Annotated in this window: 24 protein-coding genes; 11 read left to right on the top strand and 13 right to left on the bottom strand. The window is 60.3% G+C overall.

What is annotated here, in order from left to right; translation table 11 throughout:
- Nucleotides 1-6: 6 nt before the first annotated feature.
- From ACZ1HH_RS10960 to ACZ1HH_RS10935, 6 genes are all read right to left on the bottom strand, one after another.
- Nucleotides 7-1,251 carry a CpaE/TadZ family protein gene (locus ACZ1HH_RS10960; protein WP_011539668.1) on the bottom strand — a complete coding sequence of 415 codons (1,245 nt, stop codon included), beginning with the start codon at nucleotides 1,249-1,251 and terminating at the stop codon, nucleotides 7-9.
- Between the two features lie 249 nt (nucleotides 1,252-1,500).
- The gene (locus ACZ1HH_RS10955) at nucleotides 1,501-2,124 is read right to left on the bottom strand and encodes an OmpA family protein (RefSeq protein ID WP_011539667.1); all 624 of its coding nucleotides are present in this window, start codon (nucleotides 2,122-2,124) and stop codon (nucleotides 1,501-1,503) included.
- A gap of 21 nt (nucleotides 2,125-2,145) precedes the next feature.
- Entirely contained in the window at nucleotides 2,146-3,555 is a 1,410-nt protein-coding gene (locus ACZ1HH_RS10950) for a type II and III secretion system protein family protein (protein ID WP_472636647.1), read from the bottom strand.
- A 213-nt stretch (nucleotides 3,556-3,768) separates the two neighbouring features.
- On the bottom strand, nucleotides 3,769-4,632 hold the full coding sequence (cpaB, locus tag ACZ1HH_RS10945) for a Flp pilus assembly protein CpaB (protein WP_487320271.1): 864 nt from the start codon (nucleotides 4,630-4,632) through the stop codon (nucleotides 3,769-3,771).
- Nucleotides 4,633-4,765: 133 nt separating this feature from the next.
- A complete protein-coding gene (locus ACZ1HH_RS10940) occupies nucleotides 4,766-4,960 on the bottom strand; it encodes a Flp family type IVb pilin (RefSeq protein WP_011539664.1) in 195 nt (64 codons plus the stop codon).
- Between the two features lie 106 nt (nucleotides 4,961-5,066).
- Nucleotides 5,067-5,252 carry a Flp family type IVb pilin gene (locus ACZ1HH_RS10935; RefSeq protein WP_011539663.1) on the bottom strand — a complete coding sequence of 62 codons (186 nt, stop codon included), beginning with the start codon at nucleotides 5,250-5,252 and terminating at the stop codon, nucleotides 5,067-5,069.
- Nucleotides 5,253-5,607: 355 nt separating this feature from the next.
- On the opposite strand from ACZ1HH_RS10935, the gene ACZ1HH_RS10930 reads away from it, so the two are divergent.
- Nucleotides 5,608-6,426, top strand: coding sequence for a lytic transglycosylase domain-containing protein (locus ACZ1HH_RS10930; protein ID WP_472636646.1), 819 nt, complete (start codon nucleotides 5,608-5,610; stop codon nucleotides 6,424-6,426).
- A 196-nt stretch (nucleotides 6,427-6,622) separates the two neighbouring features.
- Here the strand turns inward: ACZ1HH_RS10930 and ACZ1HH_RS10925 are convergent, their stop codons facing one another.
- From ACZ1HH_RS10925 to tldD, 5 genes are all read right to left on the bottom strand, one after another.
- Entirely contained in the window at nucleotides 6,623-7,249 is a 627-nt protein-coding gene (locus ACZ1HH_RS10925) for a CoA transferase subunit B (RefSeq protein WP_472636645.1), read from the bottom strand.
- Nucleotides 7,250-7,252: 3 nt separating this feature from the next.
- Nucleotides 7,253-7,957 carry a CoA transferase subunit A gene (locus tag ACZ1HH_RS10920; RefSeq protein ID WP_011539660.1) on the bottom strand — a complete coding sequence of 235 codons (705 nt, stop codon included), beginning with the start codon at nucleotides 7,955-7,957 and terminating at the stop codon, nucleotides 7,253-7,255.
- A 284-nt stretch (nucleotides 7,958-8,241) separates the two neighbouring features.
- Nucleotides 8,242-10,923 (bottom strand): type I DNA topoisomerase, encoded by a 2,682-nt coding sequence (topA, locus tag ACZ1HH_RS10915; protein ID WP_487320270.1) that lies wholly within the window; start codon nucleotides 10,921-10,923, stop codon nucleotides 8,242-8,244.
- Nucleotides 10,924-11,063: 140 nt separating this feature from the next.
- Nucleotides 11,064-12,212, bottom strand: coding sequence for a DNA-processing protein DprA (gene dprA / locus ACZ1HH_RS10910; protein WP_472636644.1), 1,149 nt, complete (start codon nucleotides 12,210-12,212; stop codon nucleotides 11,064-11,066).
- A gap of 377 nt (nucleotides 12,213-12,589) precedes the next feature.
- Nucleotides 12,590-14,011: a metalloprotease TldD gene (gene tldD / locus ACZ1HH_RS10905; protein WP_416368993.1), complete on the bottom strand. Its 1,422-nt coding sequence runs from the start codon at nucleotides 14,009-14,011 to the stop codon at nucleotides 12,590-12,592.
- 180 nt (nucleotides 14,012-14,191) lie between these two features.
- Between tldD and coxB the strand changes: the two genes are divergently transcribed.
- The 10 genes from coxB (at nucleotide 14,192) to ACZ1HH_RS10855 (ending at nucleotide 23,313) form a co-directional block, all read left to right on the top strand.
- Nucleotides 14,192-15,106, top strand: a complete 915-nt coding sequence (coxB, locus tag ACZ1HH_RS10900; RefSeq protein WP_011539656.1) for a cytochrome c oxidase subunit II — start codon at nucleotides 14,192-14,194, stop codon at nucleotides 15,104-15,106.
- A gap of 118 nt (nucleotides 15,107-15,224) precedes the next feature.
- Complete coding sequence (cyoE, locus tag ACZ1HH_RS10895) at nucleotides 15,225-16,166, top strand: heme o synthase (protein WP_416368992.1); 942 nt, start codon at nucleotides 15,225-15,227, stop codon at nucleotides 16,164-16,166.
- 1 nt (nucleotide 16,167) lies between these two features.
- Nucleotides 16,168-16,329 carry a hypothetical protein gene (locus ACZ1HH_RS10890; protein WP_011539654.1) on the top strand — a complete coding sequence of 54 codons (162 nt, stop codon included), beginning with the start codon at nucleotides 16,168-16,170 and terminating at the stop codon, nucleotides 16,327-16,329.
- A gap of 4 nt (nucleotides 16,330-16,333) precedes the next feature.
- Nucleotides 16,334-16,921 carry a cytochrome c oxidase assembly protein gene (locus tag ACZ1HH_RS10885; protein ID WP_011539653.1) on the top strand — a complete coding sequence of 196 codons (588 nt, stop codon included), beginning with the start codon at nucleotides 16,334-16,336 and terminating at the stop codon, nucleotides 16,919-16,921.
- A 25-nt stretch (nucleotides 16,922-16,946) separates the two neighbouring features.
- The gene (locus ACZ1HH_RS10880; RefSeq protein ID WP_011539652.1) at nucleotides 16,947-17,762 is read left to right on the top strand and encodes a cytochrome c oxidase subunit 3; all 816 of its coding nucleotides are present in this window, start codon (nucleotides 16,947-16,949) and stop codon (nucleotides 17,760-17,762) included.
- Nucleotides 17,763-17,912: 150 nt separating this feature from the next.
- The gene (locus tag ACZ1HH_RS10875) at nucleotides 17,913-18,575 is read left to right on the top strand and encodes an SURF1 family protein (protein WP_472636643.1); all 663 of its coding nucleotides are present in this window, start codon (nucleotides 17,913-17,915) and stop codon (nucleotides 18,573-18,575) included.
- 14 nt (nucleotides 18,576-18,589) lie between these two features.
- On the top strand, nucleotides 18,590-19,981 hold the full coding sequence (gene thrC, locus ACZ1HH_RS10870; protein WP_011539650.1) for a threonine synthase: 1,392 nt from the start codon (nucleotides 18,590-18,592) through the stop codon (nucleotides 19,979-19,981).
- Nucleotides 19,978-21,240 carry a M16 family metallopeptidase gene (locus tag ACZ1HH_RS10865; protein WP_011539649.1) on the top strand — a complete coding sequence of 421 codons (1,263 nt, stop codon included), beginning with the start codon at nucleotides 19,978-19,980 and terminating at the stop codon, nucleotides 21,238-21,240. The genes thrC and ACZ1HH_RS10865 overlap by 4 nt, the downstream gene beginning before the upstream one ends.
- A complete protein-coding gene (locus tag ACZ1HH_RS10860) occupies nucleotides 21,240-21,830 on the top strand; it encodes a GNAT family N-acetyltransferase (protein ID WP_011539648.1) in 591 nt (196 codons plus the stop codon). The genes ACZ1HH_RS10865 and ACZ1HH_RS10860 overlap by 1 nt, the downstream gene beginning before the upstream one ends.
- A gap of 67 nt (nucleotides 21,831-21,897) precedes the next feature.
- Nucleotides 21,898-23,313, top strand: a complete 1,416-nt coding sequence (locus ACZ1HH_RS10855) for an FAD-binding oxidoreductase (protein ID WP_416368989.1) — start codon at nucleotides 21,898-21,900, stop codon at nucleotides 23,311-23,313.
- 107 nt (nucleotides 23,314-23,420) lie between these two features.
- Here the strand turns inward: ACZ1HH_RS10855 and ACZ1HH_RS10850 are convergent, their stop codons facing one another.
- Entirely contained in the window at nucleotides 23,421-23,903 is a 483-nt protein-coding gene (locus tag ACZ1HH_RS10850; protein WP_416368988.1) for a fasciclin domain-containing protein, read from the bottom strand.
- Between the two features lie 213 nt (nucleotides 23,904-24,116).
- Nucleotides 24,117-24,656, bottom strand: coding sequence for an adenine phosphoribosyltransferase (locus ACZ1HH_RS10845; RefSeq protein ID WP_005619769.1), 540 nt, complete (start codon nucleotides 24,654-24,656; stop codon nucleotides 24,117-24,119).
- Nucleotides 24,657-24,759: the final 103 nt, after the last annotated feature.

Raw genomic sequence — 24,759 nt, 5'->3', positions numbered from 1 at the left:
TGCGACTTAGGCGGCTTCCGCCTCTGCCTGTCCCAGCTCATGCAGGTTCTTCGCCAGCTTGGCGATTTCCTTGCGCAGAGGGTTCTTGGGGGCAGAGATCGCCAGCGGTTGGCCATGATCACAGCTGTGCAGGATCGCTTTTCCGCCATCCGGGAGTTGCACGTCGATAGAAATGCCAAGACTTTCAGCAAGGCGCTTCACCCGGCTTTTGCCGTTGAGGTCGGTGAATCTCGGGGCTCTGTTGAGCAGGAAACGCAGTTTTTCAAAGGGCAGGTCTTCGGACTGAAGGGCCCGTTTGACGCGCAAGGCGTTCTGCGCCGAGCGCATATCCAGTTCGATCATCGCAAAATAGACATGCGCGAGGTTCAGCACCGTTTCGGTCCACTGCACCATTGTGTGCGGCATGTCGATGACCACAAAATCAAAGTGGCTCCGTGCCATCTCAACCACCCGCAAAATATCTTCGGGCGTGATGAACTCCAGCGGCACCATATCGGCCGGAGACGTGAGCACCTGCAGCTTGTCCTGAAAGGAAATCAGGGATTGGCCAAAGATGTCCTCATCCATGGCTTCGGTTTCGCTCAGCATCTCCATCACCGCCTCGCGGCGCGGAAGGTCGAGATAGGTCGACACCGAGCCGGTTTGCAGGTCGAGATCAAGCAGGCACACAGAGGGGCGATCGCCCGAGTTGAGCTCCGCAAGCTCCCAGGCGAGGTTGACGGCAAATGTGGACGCACCGGTCCCCCCGGCAAGTCCCTGCGTCACGATCACAGCGCCTTCGCGCTGGCTGTCTGCATGCAACTTATGTGCCCGCTGTGGCGCCGCTGCGGGGGCGGGCGCCTCTTCGGGTTTACGCAAGCGGTCAATGGCGGCCGCAAGTTCCTGTTCCGGCAGAGGGTAGGGGATGAATTCATCCGCGCCTTGGCGCAGCAGTTTGTGCAGCGCGGCGGGCGTCACATCCTCTGCCACCAGAATGACCTTGATGTTGCGGGATTTGGCCTGGGTGATGATCTCTATCATCAGCGGAAGATTGTCCTCATCCTCCGCGTCAATCGCAAGCGCCACAAACTCCAGAGTTTCGGCTTCGGGTTGATAGAAAAACGCGAGCGATTCAGTAAAGCCAAGGTCGCCCCAAGCCTCGCCCATAACCGCTTCCATGTCTTCGATCAGCAGATCGAAGTTCTGAACGTCTCGACTGATTGTGCAGGCTGCGATCGGCACAGCCTCCGTTTGCGAAATCCCACTCGTCATCGCCAGTATCCCCACATTGTTTGGCCCCGGCACCCAGCCGATGTTGGACCAGCGCCGGTTCCTTCACAAGGGACACGGCGCCTATGGGATCAGTGTCGTTCGCAATATGGGCGAGATTGGGGCCAAAAAACTCCGATTGTAGGGAATGTTAATCATGCCTAACAACTTGTTACCGCTTTGGCAGGTGGTGAACTGCCCGCCTGAAATCGGCGCGCAGCTCATTTGTTTCAGGCCCGTCCGGTCCGAGGATCACTCGTCCGTGAGCGCGGTTTTGGCCGAAATCGTAGTCGGGGAGACCGCACTCTCGACATAGTCGCGATAGATCACGGCGGCGTATTTGCCATCGAGTTCGTTCACCCGCGCCGCGACAAAGCCGCTGACTTCGGTGACGGTGCGCCGGTTGCGGCGTTCCCGCTGGTCGGTCACGATCAACGGCTGCGTCTCGCCAAAGGAGGCGACGGCCTCAAGCCGAGAGCGCGAAATGCCGCGCGAAACCAAATAGTTGACCGCAGCGCGGGCGCGCCTCAAGCCAAGGCGTTTGTTGTAGGTCTGGCTGCCCACCGCATCGGTGTGGCCATAGACCCGGAACCGCACCTCCGGGAACTGACGGATCCACTTGGCCTGTGTGTCCAGAACCCGGCGGGCCTCGCCATCCAGACGCGCGCTGTCAAAGTCGAAGTTGATTGTTGACGGAACTTCGTTGGCAAAACGGGTGGCAAGTTGCACCCGGTAGCTGCGATCACCCGAGAGCACGGCGGTGTTGTTGGCGTTTGCGGACCCAAAATACTTCGGATCAAGGGGCTCGCCCGCCTCTTTGTAGGCGCAGGCCCCGGTCGCCAAGGCCAATCCCAAAATTGCTGCATATTTCAACATCTGCGCCACCGTTTGTCTGGATCAATCAAGTAGATAGCCATAAGAGCCGTTGAAGTCCTGATTTGCAACTTCGCCTGCGGCCCCGGCCTGTGCGCGTTCGGTCTGTCCGAACAAGAACAGATTCTTCTCGCTCGGGGGGCGAATGCGATCTGTTGGCAGCGCCAGCGCTTCGCCGCGGGTCGGGGTCACTAGATGAGCAGAGACGATGATAACCAATTCGCTCTGGTTGCGGGCGTAATCTGCACTGCGGAAGAGGGCGCCCAGAACCGGCACATCGCCAAGCCAAGGCACCTGTGCGGCCCCGTCGCGGAACTCGTCCTCAATGAGACCGGCAATCGCAAAGCTCTCACCATCGCGCAGCTCTACCGTCGTTGCGGTTTCGCGGCGCGAGAAGGCGTTGATGGAGAACCCGTCAAAGGTCGCGGAATTGGTGGTGTCGATCGCCGAGACTGCAGCCTTGAGCTCCAGATTGATCAGATCGCCATCAACCACGCGCGGGATGAAGTTCAGCTCAATCCCGAAGGGTTTGAATTCAACCGTGATCACGCCATCTTCTTGCGCAACGGGGACCGGATATTCACCACCGGCGAGGAAATTGGCTTCTTGACCCGAAAGGGCCGAGAGGTTCGGCTCCGCCAGGGTGCGTACCAGACCTTTTTGCTCGAGTGCTTCCAGGAGCACGTTGAACTGCACCGCGCCAATGTCGAAACCGAACAGGGCTGCGCCAAGGGTCTCGCTCTGGAGCTGAACGGGGCTTGTGGCGTTATCGCCAAAAATATTTCCGTTGCCGGCACGGTTTTGGAAGGAGCCGGTGGCAATCGCGCCATCCGAAGATCTGATCAGCATGGAGCCACCCAGCGACTTGCTGACGGAGCGCTCCATCTCGGCAAAGCGGACCTTCAGCATCACTTGCTGAATGCCGCCCACGGTCATCAGGTTGCTGACACGATCCGGAGCATAGCGTTCTGCCAGATCCAGCGCGCGCTGCAGGCGTTGGGCGCTGGAGACGGTGCCAGAGAGAACAATGCCATCATTAGCGGTGCGCACTTCGATCTTTTCATTGGGCAGGATCTGCTGAAGGCGCTGTTTGAACTCGCTCACATCCGCAGCGACGCGCACATCCACGTTGGTGATGAGCCCGCCAGAGCCGTCCAGCAGCGTCAGCGTCGTCAGGCCGGGCGATTTGCCCAGCACATAGATCGTGCGATCCGACAGTGAGGAAATATCCGCAATGCTGGGATTGGCGATGCTGAGTTCCGCAAAGGGCACATCGGCTTCGACCACCACGGCCCGGTTCATCGGCACATCGAGAACCGCGTTGGTGCCCTTTTTCAATACGCTGATCCCCTGCGCCAGTGCGGGCGAGGGAGAATGAGCAAATAGGAGGGCCAGCCCCGTGAGGGCCGCCGCACAATACCGTCTAATTGACATGTGACCTGCCTTTCCGATCACGCCTCTGATGTGGGGTCTTTGCGCCCCGATTTTGCGGCTAATGTGCGCGACTTCGTGTTTCATTGCAAGAATCAATGACTTCGAGGCGTTTATTAAAGAGAAAGCTGAGGGGGCAGAGCCACAATAGAGGAGGCCCGCAGGATCAGATTGATCCGCGGGCCCTTTTTAACTGTCTGTTTCTTTTCGAAAAATCTAGTCGGTGCAGGGAATCGGGATTTCCACCACCTCTGCACCGCGTCGATTGCGAATGGTGCAGACCCTGTCTTCTTTCACCGGTTCCGCCGCTTCGAGGTCGCCAAGCCCGAACAGGGAACGTTGATCAACCTCGACGAGGGACGCGATGGTGTCATCCTGCGCGCCGACCAAGGCCAGCGACAACCGGCCAGTGGCTTGTGCTTGTGCCAGACGGGCCACTTCTTCGGGCTGCGCCTTGACGGTGACGGTGCGCGCGATGATCGCGCTGCTGAAGTCTCCGCCCGACATCTGGTCGACCGCGATCAGCTCGATGTTGCTTTGGATCAGGCGGGTAACTTCGCCGCCGAGTTCCTGGCCACCGCGTGCGGGGGGCTGCCCGCTCCAATAGACGTCGACCCGATCTCCGGGACGCAGAAAGCCTGATACGCCGCTGGCGACGTCCACGCGGATGGCAAAGGCGCGCATGCCCTTCTCAAGCCGGGAGGTAATGCCTGCGTCCTCGCCGGGGGCAGTGACTTTGACGGCCAAGAGGGGTTCGTTCTTTTCCATGGTGCGCAGCACGAAGCGCGCGTCCTTGGGGCTGTCAGAGGGGAAAAGCTCCGCCTCCTCATGGAAAACACCCTCTGGCAGTGCGTTCTCGGGCCACGCCACAGACCGCACACTTTCCTTGGTGAGCTCTTCACCGTAAGTCAGCGTCTTGTTGGCCACAAAGACGTTCACGGTCGGAACTGCAGCATCGCGGTTCGACCGTTCCTGGGCCAGAGCGTGCTGATAGGCCTCAATGTAATTTTTCGCCATCATGACGGCGCCGCCAGCCAGGGCGACACCCACGATGAGCACTAATCCGAATGCGGCTCTCATGTTGGTCCCTTTCCGTGATGCTCAGGGCGTTTTGCACCGAGGGCAATGAATAGGTTGCGTGATACATGCGTTCCGGCGTCGGGCTAGAGGCCAGTAAACGGCCAGCCGAGGCTTGCGCATGTCGTCTGCCGTCTCAGAACGTGCCGTTGTGCGCGCCTGTTACAAAAGCTTCCACATCCCCGGCGAGCGTGCCGAGGAAGGCTGTGACTTCGGTGTTCATCGCGGTTCCCGCAAGGGCGCCGAGCGCGACAACCATTGCCGCCAGAACCACCCAATCGACGGTAACAGCGCCATCTTCGCTGTCTCTGAATGTCTTCAGTGTCTTCATGGATGTCCTCCAGCGAATGTGCCGAGATGGCATGTCCCGGGCCGTAAGCATGGCACGGCCCGGGACGGCATTCTGTCAGGCTAAACCAGTCGCGAAACGCGGTGGATTAGTAGCTGGAAGAGCCGTTGGCGCCGAGGAAGGTGCCGGTTGCAGCGGTTGCAGTCTCGATGCTGCCGGAGATCTGCGAGTACACCAGAGTGCCGAGAACGGCGACAGCTGCGGTCAGCACAACCCAGTCAACAGTCACGGCGCCGGATTCGTCTTTGCGGAAGTTTTTGATGAATTTGATCATGGTTCGTCCCTCCTGAGGATCGGTAAATGTTGGCATCCGGCGGGGCGTTCCGTGTCATCTGCTCTCTCACCTTCAGATGCTGTCCCGCTTTGGATGAGCCTGTTATCCCTACTCAGGGTGGCAGGAATTGGGCCGAAACCCGGAATTTGGCCGTTAAGCTTAAGAAAAGGTTACTGGGCCTGTTAACCGCATGTTTAGAAAAGAAAGTTTCGGTTTGGATTTCAGGTAAGCCCAGCGTGATCGTGCCAAATGGGGTGCAAATGTGGCGAAATGGGCCAAATCTGTCCGGCTGAACTGGATTTTCGGGCCTCGATGGCAGAGTGTGCTAGCACAAAGCAGACGATGAGCAGGCGAAATGAGTGTGAATCGGGGACTCGCGATATGCTGTGGCCTGGTGTTTGCAGCACTTGCGCAGGCGCAAGAGGCGCCCGCGCCCTTTGCCGACTTTGAGGCCAAACGTGTGCGCCCGCCCGCACCAGGCACCCAAAAGCGCATCACGGTTCAGATTGAACCCAAAGCCCCAAAGGTTGGCGAAGAGAGTGCAAGCCCTCAGGGTGAGAGCGATGTGGGCTCTGTCCCAACCGCACCTCAGGCGCGGTATGCGTGGTTCTGGGATGAGGTCGGGGCGGATCTCGCGGGGGCGTCTCCCGGACGGTTGCAGAGTAGTCTCGCGGTGCTTGAGGCGCGCAATGACATTGCCACGCCGCGACTGCAGGAGTTGCAGAGCATGATCTCCAACTATGGGGTATCGCTGTTGACCTCGACAATCGGCACCGAAGTGTCCCCAGCCTTGGTGCTTGCGGTGATGGCGGTCGAATCCGGTGGCAAGCCTGATGCGGTGAGTCGTGTGGGGGCAGAGGGGCTGATGCAGCTCATGCCGGATACGGCGACCCAGTTCGGCGTCGATGATTCCTTTGACCCAAAACAGAACATCGCAGGCGGCGTTCGGTTCCTGGACCAGTTGATGCGGGATTTTTCGGGAGATCCGATTCTGGTCCTTGCGGGCTACAATGCCGGGGCAGGGGCGGTGCGTGAGCACGGCGGGGTGCCGCCCTACGCAGAGACGCGGGATTATGTCCCAAAGGTTCTTGCGGCGTACCGGCTGGCGCGAAATCTCTGCACGACGCCTCCGATCATGATTTCCGATGGCTGCGTGTTTCAAACGATGAAATGAGGCGAGCGCTCCGCTTCGCCCCTGGAGCGGTGTTCTCGATTATACCGAAGCTGGAAAATGAGCTGAGCGGATCAGTCTACGGGGTCTGGGCAACCTGGTGACAGGTCGGATCGCTCTGCGATCCGATCGGGGCGGGGACGCGGAGGGCAGAAGCCCTCCGCGCCCCCGCCCAACGTTTCACACTAAGCGCGTGCGATCAGTTGACGATGGTTGCCTCGGTTGCAGCCCGCAGCTCGTCTTCGGTCACGCCTTCGGCAACCTCGACGATTTTGAGTCCACCCTCGACAACATCCAACACGCCAAGATTGGTGATGATGCGGTCCACGACACCTTTGCCCGTCAGCGGCAAGGTGCATTCTTTCAGGAGCTTGGATTCGCCGTGCTTGTTGGCGTGATCCATGACCACGATGACACGCCCGACACCGGCGACCAGATCCATCGCGCCGCCCATGCCTTTGACCAGTTTGCCCGGGATCATCCAGTTGGCCAGGTCACCGTTCTCTGCGACTTCCATCGCGCCGAGGATCGCGGCCGCGATCTTGCCGCCGCGGATCATGCCAAAGGAGGTGGCACTGTCGAAATAGGCCGTGCGACGCAGTTCCGTGATGGTTTGCTTACCTGCATTGATCAGGTCGGGGTCTTCTTCGCCCTCAATGGGGAAAGGGCCCATGCCGAGCATGCCGTTCTCCGACTGCAACGTGATGTCCTTGTCACCCACGTAGTTGGCGACCAGCGTCGGAATCCCGATGCCGAGGTTTACATACATGCCGTCTTCGAGTTCCTGTGCCGCGCGCGCGGCCATTTGGTTGCGGTCCCAAGCCATGGATCAAGCCTCCTCACGCGGGCGGGTGGTCACTTTTTCGATACGTTTTTCGTGTTCGCCCTGGATCAGGCGGTGCACGTAGACGCCGGGCAGGTGGATGTGATCGGGATCAAGGCTGCCGGTGGGCACGATCTCTTCCACTTCGACCACACAGATCTTGCCGCACATCGCGGCGGGTGGATTGAAATTGCGGGCGGTCTTGCGGAACACGAGGTTGCCGGTTTCATCCGCCTTCCAGGCTTTGACGATGGACAGATCCGCAAAGATGCCGCGCTCGAGGATGTATTCCTCGCCGTCAAAGACCTTGACCTCCTTGCCTTCGGCGATCTGGGTGCCGACGCCGGTCTTGGTGTAAAACCCGGGAATGCCGCAGCCGCCTGCACGCATGCGTTCGGCCAGCGTGCCTTGGGGGTTGAATTCCAGCTCCAGTTCGCCCGAGAGATACTGACGCATGAATTCCGCGTTCTCGCCCACATAGGACGACATCATCTTTTTGACCTGCTTGGTCTGCAGCAGGATTCCAATGCCAAAGTCATCAACGCCTGCGTTGTTGGACGCAAATGTCAGATCCTTGGTGCCCGCGTCCTTGATCGCCTCAAGCAGCAACTCCGGGATGCCGCAGAGGCCAAAGCCGCCTGCCGCAATTGTCATGCCGTCAAACAGCACCCCGTCGAGGGCCTCAGCGGCAGAGCCGTAAACCTTCTTCATGGAACTCTCCCTTCCATTTCCTCTGGGTCAAGCTAATCGCCCCAGTTGTGCTGTCGAGTCAACGAATACGCAATGGTCTGCGTATTTCTACCCATGCCAAAGGGGCCAGAGGGCCCCGTGCTTTTGGCGGGAATATTCTGAAATAGAGGAAGAGGGTGAGACGCGTATGGCCCTAGGTGTGTGTCGAAATACACAAACGCCGCGCGAAAGCGCGGCGCTGGGCCCAACGGGAGGATCTGCATCCTGGTGCAGCGACGACGGGCGGGAGCGCGCCCCGCCTGCGGTTAATCGCCAGAGGCTTTGGCCTCTTTCTTTTTGGCGGGTGCTTTTTTCGCGGTGGTTTTCTTGGCTGTGGTCTTCTTCGCAGCAGCTTTCTTCGCGGGCGCTTTTTTCTTGCCGGATTTGGCGGCTTTTTCATTTAGAAGCTCAACCGCCATCTCCATGGTCACGTCCTTGGCCTCGGTGTCCTTGGGCAGAGTCGCATTGACCTTGCCCCATTTCACATAAGGCCCGTAGCGCCCATCCATGATGTTCACGGGCGCCTTGTCGTCCGGATGTTCGCCCAATTCGCGCAGCGGTTTTGCGGCAGCAGAGCGCCCGCGGCCCGGGTTGGCGCGTTTTTCCGCCAGCATCTCCACCGCGCGGTTCATGCCGATTTCAAAGACGTCCAGCGTTTCCTTGAGGTTCACATAGACCGGTTTTTCCTCGTCGGGACGCTGGTGCATGATGTAGGGGCCAAATCGACCGAGGTTCGACGACACCACGCCGCCCTCCGGGTGCGCGCCGATTTCGCGCGGCAGCGTCAGCAGGGTCACGGCTTGCTCGAGCGTAATATCGTTTGGGCCCCAGCCGGGCAGATAGTCCTTGCCCTGTTTCGGCAGCGAAGAGCGCGGCGGCTTCTTGTTTTCTGGCGTGGCCTCACCGCGTTGCACATAGGGGCCAAAGCGGCCGGACTTCAGGTGGATCTCGTCGCCGTCATCCTCGCCGAGGACGCGTTCATAGCCTTCGGCACCCTCGCCCGAGATCGGGCGGGTATAGTTGCATTCGGGGTAGTTGCCGCAGCCCACGAAACCGCCGGTGCGCGAGGTTTTCAAATGTAGTTGACCGGCACCACACTTGGGGCAGATACGCGGGTCGCCACCATCTTCTCGCGGGGGGTAGAGCTGGGGCGCAAGCGCCTCGTCCAGCACATCCAGAACTTCCGAGATGCGCAGATCAGAGGTCTCGGAGATCGCCGCCGAGAAGTCGCGCCAGAAACTGTCCAGAAGTTCCTTGTAGTCCTTGCCGCCTGCACTGACATCATCGAGCTGGTTCTCGAGCGCGGCGGTGAAGTCATATTCCACGTAGCGCTTAAAGAAGTTCAGCAGGAAGATGGTCACGATCCTCCCTTTGTCCTCGGGGAAGAGGCGGTTCTTGTCCTTGCGGACATATTCGCGGTCCTGAATCGTGGTGATGACGCTGGCGTAGGTCGACGGGCGGCCGATGCCGAGCTCTTCCATCCGTTTGACCAATGTGGCCTCGGTATAGCGCGGCGGCGGCTGGGTGTGGTGCTGCAGTGCCAGCGTTGCGCCATCCTGCGACAGCACAGAACCCTCTTTGCCCGCTTTTTCCGCCTGAGCCGCAAGCGAACCTGCAAACTTCAGTGCTTCGCCCTGCATGATCTGCGGCAGACGCTTGTCGTCCTCGTCGACCACATCATCGCGGCCTTCTTCATAGACGCGCATGAAGCCATCAAACATGACGACCTGACCGGTGGCGCGCAGCACCACCTGCTTGTCGTCAGAGCCGATGTCCACTGTGGTGCGCTCCAGACGGGCACCTGCCATCTGGCAGGCGAGCGTGCGTTTCCAGATCAGGTCATAAAGCTTGCGCTGATCATCTTCGGACACTTTGAGGCTCGCGGCGTCGCGGCTCATGTCGGTCGGGCGGATACATTCGTGCGCCTCTTGGGCGTTCTTGGCCTTGTTCTTGTAGATCCGCGGCTCGCCGGGCACATATTCTTGGCCATAGCGCTTGGCGATCTCATCGCGCGCGGCAGAGACCGCCTCCGGGGCCATGTCGATCCCATCGGTCCGCATATAGGTGATGAGCCCGGCCTCATAGAGACGCTGCGCGGCATTCATGCACTGTTTGGCGCCCATGCCGAACTTGCGGCTCGCTTCCTGTTGCAGGGTCGAGGTCATGAAAGGCGCAGAGGGGTTGCGCGCCGCCGGTTTGGCCTCAACCGACAGGACAGACATTTTGCGGCTGCTGACGGCCTGCACCGCCAGTTCTGCCGCCGTCGAGTTTGCGAGGCTGAATTTGTCGAGTTTTTCACCGCCGAGCACCGTCAGGCGCGCCTCGAACGATTGGCCGCGCGGGGTGACAAGGTTTGCGCGGACGGACCAATATTCCTGCGGGTTGAACGCCTCGATCTCCATCTCGCGCTCCACGATGAGGCGGAGGCAAACCGATTGCACACGCCCGGCCGAGCGCGCGCCGGGCAGTTTGCGCCAAAGCACCGGAGAGAGGTTGAAGCCCACAAGATAGTCGAGAGCACGCCGGGCGAGGTAGGCCTCCACCAGCGGCATATCGACATCGCGGGGGTTTTTCATGGCCTCGGCGACAGCGTCCTTGGTGATCGCGTTGAAGGTCACGCGTTTGACGTCGGTGTCCTTCTTGATGGAGCGCCGCTTGGTGAGCGCTTCTTGCAAGTGCCAGCTGATCGCCTCGCCTTCGCGGTCGGGGTCGGTCGCGAGGATCAATGCGTTGTCGTCCTTGAGCGCCTCTGCGATGGCGCGCACATGTTTTTTGGAGTCGTTGCCGACCTCCCATGTCATCGCAAAATCATCTTCGGGGTCGACGGATCCGTTCTTTGCGGGCAGGTCCCGGACGTGACCGTAGGATGCCAAAACAGTGTAGTCGGAGCCCAGATATTTATTGATTGTTTTGGCTTTGGCCGGGGATTCGACAACGACAACTGGCATGTAAGTGGGCACCTTTTCAGACGGGTTCAATCGCGCTCTATGGCCGGGCAAAATGTGTCGCGCAAGGGGAGAATGTCAATCCACGCGAAGAAATCAGCGCGTGGAGCTCGGGCGTGAAGGGGGGAGTTTTCGACTTTGAATTAGCGTTTTTTGATGATCACTCCACCCGGTTCCCGACCGATTTCGCCGGATAGCTCCAAGTCCGTCAGCACCGTGCGCACCTTGCGTGCGGGGCTGCCGAGATCCTTGATCAACTGGCCTTCCGGTGTGGGCGCGGCCGCGATGCGATCCAGGATTTGTTGATGCAGTGCTGCGGTTTGACGCAGGCTGCGTCGCTCGGGCGGGGGCGAGGGCAGGTCCTGCACCAAGGGGCGTTGGGGCGGGCGGTGCGCATTGAGCGGAGGTAGCGCCTCGATCACGTCCTCGGCGTGGCGCACCAGCGTGGCGCCATCGCGGATCAAGAGGTTGCCACCGCTGGCCCGCCCGTCGCAGGGGTGGCCAGGCACTGCCATCACGTCCCGTCCCAAATCCAGCGCATCGCGCGCAGTGATGAGGCTCCCTGACTTTATGGCGGCCTCCACGACCACTGTTGCAAGGGCAAGACCTGCTATGATGCGGTTGCGAGGCGGAAAATGGCGCGCTTGTGGCTGCAAGCCCATGGGTTGTTCGGAGAGGCGCAGACCCTGCTCGGCAAGGGTCATGGCGAGCGGGGTGTTCTCAGAGGGATATATAATGTCGACGCCGCCGCCCTGCACAGCGATGGTGCCGCTGGCAAGGGCACCCTCGTGGGCACAGGCATCGATGCCGCGCGCAAGTCCCGAGACCACCACATATCCGGCATCGCCCAGATCTCGCGCCAGCCCATAGGCCATGCGCCGCCCCAAGGAGGATGCGTTGCGTGCGCCCACCAGTGCAATGGCCGGTCGCGTCACAAGTGACAAATTTCCGATCGCCCAGAGTGCCGGAGGAGGATTGGGAAGCGAGGCCAACGGGGCCGGATAATGGGGATCTCCAATGCACAAAAGCCGCGCATTGGCGGCTTTTGCGTTCTCGAACTCGGCGTCCAATGCATCTTTTGAGTATATTTTATACCCTTTGACGCCTGAAGTCGCTGCCAATTCAGGCAGCTTTTCAAGCACATTCTGTGCTGAACCATACTCGGCCAGAAGCCGATAAAAGGTCACGGTCCCGATGCCTCGGGAGCGCAACAGGCGAAGCCAGGAATACCTTTGATCTTCCGTGGTGGGTGGGAGTGGGGGGTGAGTGGAAGAATATGCTTCTCCGGTCATGCCCTCGCCTCGCCTTGTTGCAATATTAGGATTAAGGCCTGAGGGGTTAACAGGTGGTGAACATCCCAAAAGTTTATCGAGATTTTTCGGTACTTTTTGCTATGTCATTGAAAATAAATGATATGCGCTGGCGTGGCGCTGCGGAGAAAGTGTTTGGACCAGCATGCCCCAAGGCAAAATCACGTCCACAGACTGCAGTCAGGAAGGTGAAAATCCCTGATCTGTTAAGCATAAATAATGCCGCGGTCATTCTTTGCTGGCCCTAGAGCCCTGAAAAGAAAAGACGACTCCCAGAGGATCAGCGAGTCGTCCTATTTGTCGACTGATCTGGCGCGGTGTCGCGCCAGATCACGTGTGTCACGGATTCATCTGATTGCTCAGGTCGCAGATCCGCCGACCGTCAATCCGCCCATGAGCACGCTGGGCTGGCCCACGCCGACAGGTACCCATTGGCCTTGTTTGCCGCAGTTCCCCATCCCGGGGTCAAGCGCCATGTCATTGCCGAGCCCGCGGATTTGCTGCAGCGCAGTGGCGCCGTCTCCGATCAGCGTAGCGCCTTTGACGGGGGCGCCGACCTTGCCGTCTTTGACGCGGTAGGCTTCGGTGCAGGAGAATACGAATTTGCCGTTGGTGATATCCACCTGTCCCCCGCCAAAGCCGACGGCCCAGATTCCGTCCTTGATCTCCTTGACCAGATCCTCGGGCGTCGCCTCACCGCCGAGCATATAGGTGTTGGTCATCCGCGGCATCGGCGCGTGTGCATAGCTTTGACGGCGCCCGTTACCGGTGGGCTCCACGCCCATCAGGCGCGCGTTTTGGCGATCCTGCATGTACCCTACGAGGATGCCGTCCTCGATCAATGTGGTCTTCTGGCTTGGCGTGCCCTCGTCGTCCACGGTGATCGAACCGCGCCGGTCCGGAATGGTGCCATCGTCCAACACGGTAACGCCGGGGGCTGCGATGCGCTGTCCCATGAGCCCGGCAAATGCCGAGGATCCCTTGCGATTGAAGTCGCCCTCCAGCCCGTGTCCGATCGCCTCGTGCAGCAGGATGCCGGGCCAGCCGGGGCCAAGTACCACGTCAAGCTCGCCGGCGGGCGCAGGTTCCGCGTCGAGGTTCACCAGTGCGATTCGCAGCGCCTCGCGCGCTTTGGCCTGCCAGTCCTCGGGCGCGATCAGCCCATCAAGGCCAACCCGACCGCCACCGCCCGCAGTGCCACTCTCGCGCCGTCCGCCGTCCTCGACGATGATCGAGACATTCACGCGCGTCATCGGTCGCACGTCGCGCACGCGGGTGCCATCGGCGCGAAGGATCTCGATTTCCTGCAAGGATGCTGCCAGCGTGGCCGAGACCTGTACGACGCGCGGATCGAGGTCGCGGGCAAAGCTGTCGATCTCACGCAGGGTCTCGACCTTCACGGGAAAGGCCTGCGCCGCGATCGGATCCAGATCGCCATAGAGTTTCTGATTGGTGGCCTGCGGGGCAGGGGCCATGGTGCCGCCGCCAGCGCCCACTGCGAGCCGTGCGGTTTCGGCCGCGCGGCGCAGCGCCGAGATCGACATGGTGGTCGAATGGGCATACCCCGCCACTTCGCCCCGCACCGCGCGCAGCCCGAATCCTTCGGCAGCATCATAGCTCGCCGTACGCAGACGGCCGTCGTCGAATACCAATGCCTCTGATTTTGTGCGCTCGGCAAAGATCTCGCCATCGTCGGCACCTGCCAGTGCGTCACGCAGGAGCGGCAGCGCCTCATCTTCGGGAAGAGTGGTTTCAAACGGGGAAAAAGCGGTTGTATCCATCAAATCGGCCTCGATTTTTTTGATCTAAGTCAAGAAAGAGACGCTATGACGCGCGCTACCCTCTTTATAACCTCCCGAGAATATGATTTTTAACGGCAACAAAGACAACGGGCGCGGTAGAGTTTTTCGAACGATTCCGCGATCCCAACCCATGCAACGATCAAGCGATCAGGAAACGACATGAAGAATGCTTTGACGCTTTCGGGCTTTATCGCCGCCCTTTCTAGCCTTCCAGCCATGGCGCAAGAAGGTCTGGAAACCATTGGTAAGCCGACGGACGGCAACCTCGGTTTTCAGCCGGCGGCGTCCGAATTGGCAGAGGGCATTCACAAGCTCGACTACATGATTCTCATCATCATCACCGCGATCTGTGTGTTCGTGGGTGGTCTGCTGCTTTACGCAATTGTGCGTTTCAACCGTCGCGCCAACCCCAAGGCAGCGAGCTTCACGCACAACACCCCGATCGAGATCGCTTGGACCGTGGTGCCGATCCTTATCCTGATCGTAATTGGCTCCTTCTCGCTGCCAGAACTGTTCCGCCAGCAGGAAATCCCCGAGGGCGACGTGACCATCAAGGTGACCGGCTACCAGTGGTACTGGGGCTACGAGTATGTGGATCACGACTTTGCCTTTGACAGCTATCTCATCGGCCACCCGGCGACGCTGGACGAATCCACGCGCCCTGCCGACGCGGATGTGACGCCCTTCGTCTATGACGAAGCGATGAAGCTGAAGCTCGAAGAAGCGGGCTACGCAGGCGACGAATTCCTTCTGGCGACCAACACTGCGGTTGTTGTTCCGGTGAACAAAACCATCGTGATGCAGGTGACGGCTGCTGACGTGATCCACTCCTGGGCGCTGCCGTCGTTCGGCGTGAAGCAGGATGGCATTCCCGGCCGCCTTGCGGAACTGTGGTTCAAGCCAACCAAAGAAGGCGTCTACTTTGGCCAATGCTCCGAGCTCTGCGGCAAGGACCACGCTTATATGCCGATCACCGTCAAAGTGGTCAGCGAAGAAGCCTATCAGGAATGGCTGAACGGCGCGATCGAGGAATACGCGGGCCTGCCGCAGCCCTACGACGTCGCTTCCAAGTGATCTGACTGGACCCTCGGCGCGCGTCCGCTATCTGCTGAGAGAGCCGCGTGCTGACGGATGAGACCAAGAGCGACCACGCGCTTTGCGTGGTCGTCCATGACCTGAAAGAGCCTGAGACATGACAGACGCTAGCATCAATGCAAGCATGACCCGCGAAGAGGAGGCCTCCCTTGGCGATTACTTCGCGCTGCTGAAGCCGCGGGTGATGTCCCTTGTCGTGTTCACCGCCTTTGTTGGCCTGATGGCCGCGCCCATCGGAGTGCATCCGGTGATCGGCTTCTGTGCGATCCTGTTCATCGCGATAGGCGGGGGGGCGTCTGGCGCGCTCAATATGTGGTGGGATGCCGACATCGATCAGGTGATGAAGCGCACCAAAGGCCGCCCGATCCCGGCTGGCAAAGTCGACAAGGGCGAAGCGCTGAGTCTCGGCCTTGCGCTGTCGGGCCTGTCGGTGATCATGCTGGCGCTTGCGACCAACGTGTTTGCAGGGGCGTTCCTGGCTTTCACCATCTTCTTTTACGTGGTGATCTACACCATGTGGCTCAAGCGGGCGACGCCGCAGAACATCGTCATCGGTGGCGCGGCAGGGGCGTTTCCGCCTGTGATCGGCTGGATCGCGGCCACCGGCAGCATGTCGGTCGAGCCTTGGCTGATGTTTGCACTGACCTTCCTGTGGACTCCGCCGCATTTCTGGGCGCTCGCGCTTTTTATGCGTAATGATTACGACATGGCCGATGTGCCGATGCTGACCGTGACCCATGGGCGGCGCTCCACACGCAAGCACATCCTCGTCTACACCGTGATTCTCGCGGCCTTTGCGCTGACCACCGCCTTCACCAGCGTGGGAGGGCCGATCTATCTCACGACAGCTGTTGTGCTCAATGCGCTGTTCCTGAAAGGCGCGGTCCAGATCTGGCGCCGCGATGAGGAGATCTGCGAGAGCGACAACTTCAAGGTTGAACGCTCCTTCTTCAAACTGTCGCTGCTCTACCTCTTCCTCCACTTTGGCGCGATTCTCGCCGAGGCGCTGTTGAAACCCTATGGACTGGGAGGCTGGTAAGATGAGCCTGCGCAAGGAACATGAAATCCACAACCGCCGCAAAGGGCGCAACGTGGGTGTTGGCCTGTTGCTAGGGGGATTCGTCGTGCTGGTTCTGGCGCTGACGATGGTCAAAGTGACCTCCACCGGCTTCAGCTTCCCCGAAACCCAGGGCACGGAGTAATCTGATGGCGTTGAACGGACCTCAAAAAACAGTGGTGCAGCTGGTTGGCGTGGTTGTTCTGATGGGTGGCCTCGCCTGGGCGTCGGTGCCGTTCTATGACTGGTTCTGCCGGGTCACGGGCTTTGGCGGCGTTACGCAGGTCGCCGAGACCGGCTCCGATCAGGTGCTCGACCAAACCATCAAGGTTCGTTTTGACGCCTCCAAGGACCGCGGCATGCCGTGGGAGTTCAAACCCGTCGAGCGCATCATGGAGCTGAAGATTGGCGAGACCGGTCTTGCTTTCTATGAGGCTTACAACCCGACAGACCGTCCGGTTGCAGGCCAGGCGTCTTACAACGTCGCGCCGTTCTCGGCAGGCTATTACTTTGATAAAATTCAGTGTTTCTGCTTTAACGAGCAGGTGCTGCAACCGGGGGAGCGGGTGATGATGCCCGTGACCTTCTTCGTGGACCCCGAGATTATCGAGGACCCGGAGGCAAAATATGTGCATACGATCACCTTGTCGTATACATTTCATGAGATTGATCTGCCCGAGGGCTATGCCGCTCTCGACACCGGGGATACATCCGGGGCAGAGACAGAACTGAACTAAGGCCGCTTTGGTGAGGGACACTTAAATGGCGCATGCAAAAAACCACGATTTCCACATTCTGCCGCCTTCTATTTGGCCGCTTCTGAGCTCGCTTGGCGCCTTCGTCATGCTGTTTGGCGCGGTGCTCTGGATGCACGACTACACCGCCTGGCTGTTCTGGGCCGGTTTGGTTGCGGTGCTCTACTCTGCCTTCTGCTGGTGGTCTGAGACCATTGCGGAAAACAAGGCAGGCGATCACACGCCGGTTGTTCTGATCGGCCTGCGCTACGGCTTCATCCTGTTTGTGATGTCCGAAGTCATGTTCTTCTTCGCGTGGTTCTGGTCGTTCTTCAAACACGCCATGTACCCGATGGAAGAATACGTCGGCACCGAATATGTCGCGCCCGACATCTACCCGGTTGACGCCTTCCACCTGCCGCTCATCAACACGCTGGTGTTGCTGCTTTCCGGCTGTGCTGTCACCTGGGCGCACCACGCGCTTGTGCACGACAATGACCGCAAGGGTCTGGTGAACGGCCTCGCCATCGGTATCGCACTTGGCATCTTCTTCACTGCGCTGCAGGCCTATGAATATGTGCACCTGCTGCACGAAGGCTGGGAGTTCGGCGGCGACGAGTTCTACTCCAACTTCTTCATGGCCACCGGTTTCCACGGCTTCCACGTGATCCTCGGCACCATCTTCCTGATCGTGTGTCTGATTCGCGCGATGCGGGGCGATTTCACGCCGAAGTCCCACGCGGGCTTTGAGATGGCGGCCTGGTACTGGCACTTCGTTGACGTTGTGTGGCTGTTCCTCTTCGTGGCCGTCTACATCTGGGGCACCGCCGGTCTGGCGCACTGATCTCAATGTAGCGGGTACATGATTGCGGTTTTCCTTTCGGCAATCAGCACGTATCTAACGGGGCGCGCGGGGATCACCTCGCGCGCTTCTTGCATGTTCTGGGCATGACTTCAGGGCGCAGATTGCAATCGGATCTGGAGGGGTCGTTTGATGCGACGCGTGATCTTTCTTTGGGTGGTAGGGGGCTTGGGCTTTGTGGCGCTGGTCTCGTTGGGCCTCTGGCAGCTGCAACGGCTGGCGTGGAAAGAGGGCGTCCTCGCCACCATCGAGACACGCATCGCAGCAGAGCCGGTCTCCCTGCCCGAGGCTCCAGACCCCGAGGCGGACCGCTACCGTGCGGTGCGATTTGAGGGTGAGATCCTACCCGAGGAGCTACATGTCTTCTGGGTCACAGAGGCCGAGGGGGCAGGCTATCGCGTGATCTCTCCCTTTGTGACGGACGAGGGTCGCCGCATCCTTGTGGATCGCGGCTACATCCGGGCCACGGACAAGGAAAATACCCGCCCCACGGGCCGCGCAGAGCTTGCTGGAAATCTCCTCTGGCCGGATGAAGGCGACTGGACCACCCCGCCGCCTGAAGTGGACACCAACATCCTCTACGCCCGCGACATTGCTTATATGTCCGAGCGTCTGAACACTGAACCCTTGTTGGTTGTGGTGCGCACGGGCGCCGAAAATCCCACGCCTCTGCCTGTCTCGACCAAGGGCATCCCGAACAATCATCTGCAATATGTCATCACCTGGTTCTCGCTCGCCCTCATATGGGCGGCCATGACCGCCGCCTTTCTCTTGCGTACGCGCGCCAAAACCTGACAGGAACTGACGCCATGAAATATATCTCCACCCGCGGCCAAGCGCCCGAACTCACCTTCGAAGAAGCCATGCTGACCGGGCTTGCGCGCGACGGCGGGCTTTATGTTCCGGCAGAAATCCCGACGCTCTCGGCAGAGGAAATCGCAGGCTTTGCCGGGCTGCCCTATGAGGAGGTCGCGTTTCGCGTGATGTGGCCCTATGTGTCGGGGTCTTTCTCCGAAGAGGAATTCAAGGGCATCATCGCGCGCGCCTATGCCGGGTTTGAACATGCCGCCCGCGCGCCGCTGAAACAGATGGCGCCGAACCACTTCCTGTTGGAGCTCTTTCACGGCCCGACGCTGGCGTTCAAGGATTTCGCCATGCAGCTCATCGGTCAGCTGTTTCAGGTCGCGCTCAAACGCCGGGGCGACAGCGTGACCATCGTGGGGGCCACTTCTGGCGACACCGGGTCGGCGGCGATCGAGGCATTTCGCGGTCTGGACGCGGTCAACGTCTTTATCATGTATCCCCATGGCCGCGTCTCCGAGGTGCAGCGCCGCCAGATGACCACACCGCAGGACGCCAATGTGCATGCCCTCGCGGTGGATGGAGACTTTGACGACTGCCAGGCTGCGGTCAAAGACATGTTCAACGATTTTGACTTCCGCGATTCGGTGCATCTGGCGGGCGTGAACTCGATCAACTTTGCCCGCGTTTTGGCGCAGGTGGTCTATTACTTCACCGCTGCCGTGGCCTTGGGCGCACCGCACCGCAAAGTGTCCTTCACCGTGCCGACCGGTAACTTTGGCGACATCTTTGCGGGCTTTATCGCGCGCCAGATGGGGCTGCCGATCGATCAGCTGGTGGTCGCCACCAACCAGAACGACATCTTGCACCGCTGCCTCTCGGGCGAGGGCTATTTCAAAGGCGAGACCATCCCGTCGATTTCGCCTTCTATGGATATTCAGGTCTCTTCGAACTTCGAGCGGGCCTTGTTCTATGCCTACGATCAGGACGGCGCGGCTGTGGCGCAGCTGATGGACGAACTGAAGACCGGTGGTGGTTTTAACGTGAGCCAGGGGGCCATGCAGGCGCTGAGCGAAATCTACAGCTCAGGCCGCGCTTCCGAGGAGGAGACCTCCGCCACGATCAAATCCGAACTCGCGGCCTCAGGAGAGCTGCTTTGCCCACATGGCGCAGTTGGGGTGAAGGTTGCCAATGAACACCTTAAGGATGGGGTGCCGATGGTAACGCTGGCCACGGCGCATCCCGCAAAATTCCCGGCCGCGGTCGAGGCGGCCTCGGAGGTGCATCCGCCTCTTCCCCCTCGCATGGCAGACCTGTATGACAGATCGGAGCGCGTGACCCGGATCGCCAATGATCTCGGCGCGATTGAAGATCATATCAGAAAGCACATCGCCAATTGACCGTTAAACAAGACACCCTGCCCAACGGGTTTCGTATTGTCACCGAGTATATGCCGGGGCTGCAATCCGCAGCCCTCGGCATCTGGGTTTCGGCAGGGGGCCGCCATGAGCGGCTCGAACAGAATGGGGTGGCCCATTTCCTTGAACATATGGCGTTCAAAGGCACCAAGCGGCGCAGCGCGTTGCAGATCGCCGAAGCCATCGAGGATGTGGGCGGCTACATCAACGCCTATACCAGCCGCGAAGTGACCGCCTATTACGCGCGTATTCTCAAGGACGACGTGGATCTCGCCCTTGATGTGATCGGCGACATCGTTCTGAACTCGGTCTTTGATGAACGCGAGATCGAAGTGGAACGCGGGGTCATCCTGCAGGAAATCGGTCAGGCGCTTGATACGCCGGACGACATCATTTTTGACTGGCTGCAGGAAGAGAGCTATCGCGAACAGGCGATTGGCCGCTCGATCCTCGGCCCCGCAGAACGGGTTCGCAGCTTCAACAAGGAAGATCTGACCCGGTTTGTGGCCGAACACTATGGTCCCGGTCAGATGATCCTCTCAGCCGCTGGTGCGGTCGACCACGATCGGTTGGTGAAGGCCGCCACAGAAATGTTTGGTCATCTGGAACCCAAACAGCAGGACGTGATCGAATGTGCTCGCTTTACTGGCGGTGAAGCGCGCCACGACAAAGCGCTGGAGCAGGCCCATGTGGCGCTGGCCTTTGAAAGCCCAAGCTACCGCGCCGATGACATCTATGCCGCGCAGATCTATGCGGCGGCGCTCGGCGGCGGCATGTCCTCTCGGTTGTTTCAGGAAGTGCGCGAAAAGCGCGGGCTTTGCTACACGATCTTTGCGCAGGCAGGGGCCTATGAGGACACCGGCATGATGACCATCTACGCGGGCACCTCCGGCGCGCAGGTTTCGGATCTTCTGGGCATCACGGTTGATGAGCTCAAGCGCTCCGCTGATGACATGTCCGACGCTGAGGTGGAGCGTGCCCGCGCGCAGATGAAGGCCGGTATGCTGATGGGGCTTGAGAGCCCTTCGAACCGGGCGGAACGTCTGGCGCGCCTCGTCCAGATCTGGGACCGGGTGCCAAGCCTTGAGGACACGGTTGCAAAGATTGATGCGGTAACCACCGCGGATGTGCGCGCCATGGCGGCGCGGATTTCTCGCGAGGCACCGGCTGCGCTAGCACTCTATGGCCCGGTCGCCGAAGCGCCGCGCCTTGAGGAGATCGCCCGGAGGCGCGCTGCCTGATGCTTTTGGCCCGGCGGACGGTGAAACTGGAGACGGAGCGCCTGACGCTCCGCCCTCCCGTGCATGCCGATTTCCGGTACTGGGCCTTCCTGCGCCAGCAGAGCAAAGATCATTTGATCCCCTGGGAGCCCGCGTGGTCCCCCGACCACCTCAGCCGCAAGTCCTTTACCAACCGGGTCTATTGGGCGAAACGCTCGATCGCGCAGGGGTCTGCCCTGCCGCTGTTTCTGATCCGGCGCGAGGACGATCATCTGGTTGGGGCCATCACGCTCGACAACATCCGCCGAGGCCCCGCGATGGCGGGCACCATCGGCTATTGGACCGGGGTGCAATTTGCCCGCAGGGGGTATATGCGCGAGGCGATCGGTGCGGTGGTGCATCATGCCTTTACCCGCCTCGACCTGAGCCGAATCGAAGCAGCCTGCCTGCCGGAAAACGCGGCTTCGCGCGGCTTGCTGGAGCGCTCCGGTTTTAAATATGAGGGCGTGGCGCAGTCCTACCTGCAGATCAACGGGCGCTGGCGCACCCATGTGCTCTATGCGGCGCTGCGCAACGACCGCCGCGGCAAGACCACCGCCGGTCAGGCCTGAGTGTAGCAACGTCGCACCGCGCCATAACGGCCTTGCCTTTGGGCGGTGGATTCTGGATTCATGGGGCATGACTTTGAACCCCGCCACCCCCGCCTTTCTCGACACGCTCTCTGCTCGTTTGCCCGCCGATACACTGCGCCGGCCGGAGGCGCGCCATCTGGAAGAGCCGCGCGGACGTTATGCCGGGCAGGCCGCCGCCGTTGCGCTGCCCCGCAGCGCCGAAGAGGTGGCCGAGATCATCCGCGCGGCGCATGCGGCACGGGTGGGAGTTGTTCCCTATGGAGGCGGCACCGGCCTTGTGGGCGGGCAAGTGATGACCGAGGGCGCAACCCCGATCCTGTTGTCGCTGGAACGGATGCGCGGCATTCGCGCGCTCTATCCAGAGGAAAACGTATTGATCGCAGAAGCGGGCGCGGTGCTGGCGGATGTGCAGGCCGCCGCGGCCGAGGCGGGGCGTCTCTTTCCGCTGTCTCTGGCCGCCGAAGGCTCGGCGCAGATCGGCGGCAACCTTGCGACCAACGCGGGCGGGGTCAATGTGCTGCGCTATGGCAATGCGCGCGATCTCTGCCTCGGGCTTGAGGCAGTGCTGCCCACGGGCGAGATCTGGCACGGGCTGTCACGGCTGCGCAAAGATAACACCGGCTATGATCTGCGCAACCTCCTGATCGGGGCCGAGGGCACCCTTGGAGTGATCACCGCTGCGGCGCTCAAACTCTCGCCGATCCCGGCAAACGCGGGCACGGCCATCTTTACGGTCCGCGATCCAGAGGCAGCGGTGGCGCTTCTGACGCGGGCGCGCGATGCAGTGGGCGAAGGCGTAAGCGCTTTTGAACTCATCCACCGGCAGAGTCTTGAATTTCTTGCCGAAAAATTGCCGGAATTGCGCCAGCCCTTCGAGAGCCACCCGGAGTGGTGCGTCCTGATCGAGCTCGGCCTGGGCAAAGGCCAGGATGCAGAGGCCGCGCTGGCCGACCTCTTTGAACAGGCGATGGACGCAGAGCTGACCGACGACGGCGTGATTGCACAATCCGAAGCTCAGCGTCAGGCGCTCTGGGCTTTGCGCGAACATATCCCAGAGGCGAACCGGCTGATCGGGTCTGTTTCAAGCCACGACATTTCGGTGCCGATTTCGCGCATTCCCGAGTTCATTCCCGCGGGCTGGAAAGCGATTGCAAATCTCGATCCGTCGCTCCGGATCAACTGCTTTGGCCATCTGGGCGATGGCAACCTGCACTACAACGTCTTTCCCGCGCCGGGCCGGTCGCGTGCGGATTACGAAGACCTGCGCGGGGATGTGAAACGCATCATACATGACCTCGTGTATGACTATGGCGGCTCCATGAGTGCAGAGCACGGGATTGGCCGCCTAAAGGTCGGTGATCTCGAACGCTATGGCGATCCGGTCAAGCTTGCTGCGATGCGCGCCATCAAAGAGGCGCTTGACCCTCATGGCATCATGAACCCCGGCGCCGTTGTGGTCTGATACAACGACGCCCAAAGGACACTGCCGATTGGCAACAGCGGCCCTACAAGAAAGGGGAGCCCGGAGGCCCCCCTTGTCGCCACGCCTAATGGGCGCGAACTGCTCACTTAGCTGCCTGGCATGATCACTTTGTCGATCACATGGATCACGCCGTTCTCGGCCTCGATGTCTGCCTGCACCACGGAGGCCTCATCGACCATCGCGCCATTGTCGAGATCAATGGTGATTTCAGAGCCCTGCACGGTGGCCGCCTTCATACCGTCGGTCAGGTCTGAGGACATCACCTTGCCCGGCACAACGTGGTAGGTGAGGATCGCGATCAGCTGATCCTTGTTTTCGGGCTTCAGGAGAGTCTCAACCGTGCCTTCGGGCAGTGCTTCAAATGCTGCGTCGGTCGGGGCAAAGACGGTGAAAGGGCCTTCGCTCTTGAGCGTGTCCACCAGATCAGCAGCAGACACAGCCGCGACCAACGTGTCGAAGTTGTCGTTGCCCGAGGCAATGTCGACGATGTCTTTGGAATGACCGTCCGCAAAAGCGGCGGTGGCAACGGCAAGGCTGGCGACGGTGCTGAGTGCAAACTTACGGATCATGAGATACTCCTCTTGTCTCTGTCACATTGGACGCCGCGTCGGCGACATCTGTGAAAGACAACGAAGCAGCTGCGCGGTTGGATGAGGCGGATCTATGCCGATGGGCATTTGACACATGAAAAAAGCTCCCTAAGCCGGGAGCTTTTCCGAAATCCAGTCACGCCTGCGTGAGCAGCTGTGATCGGGCGTGACTGATCCTGGCGAAAAAAACGCTCAGAGGCCCTCGAATTCGCACAGAACATGCACGTCCATGCCAAGGCTTTCGAGATGCTTGCGCCCGCCAAGTTCCGGGAGGTCGATGATGAAAGAGCAGGAGATGATCTCTCCGCCGAGTTTTTCGATCAGTTTGATGCCCGCACCCGCGGTGCCGCCGGTGGCCAGAAGATCATCCACCACGAGGATCTTTTCACCCGGTTGGATGGCATCCTTGTGAAGCTCCACCACCGCCTCGCCGTATTCGAGCTTGTATTCCTGCGAGATTGTGGCACCGGGCAGTTTCCCCTTTTTGCGCACGGGCACAAACCCAGTGCCCAGCTGATGCGCGATGGCGCCGCCAAGGATGAACCCCCGCGCCTCAAGCCCCACGACCTTGTCGATGCGCTGGCCCGCATAGGGGTGCAGCATCTGGTCCACGGCCATGCGAAACCCGCGCGGGTCGGCAAACAATGTGGTCACATCGCGGAACATGATCCCCTCATGGGGGAAATCGACGATGGTGCGGATGTAGTCCTTGACGGTTTTGGAGGTGCTCATGGGGCTGTGATCCCTGATCTGGCTTCGCGACTGCGGGCGCAGTGGTAATGAAGTCCGCCGCGCCCAAACCCTAGCGGTGTGGCCGAAGCGGGGCTTTCATGCA

This window comes from Epibacterium sp. HA2-3 (assembly GCF_055693725.2).
Note: the sequence above shows the minus strand (reverse complement) of the source record. Positions and strands in the feature narration are given on the sequence as shown.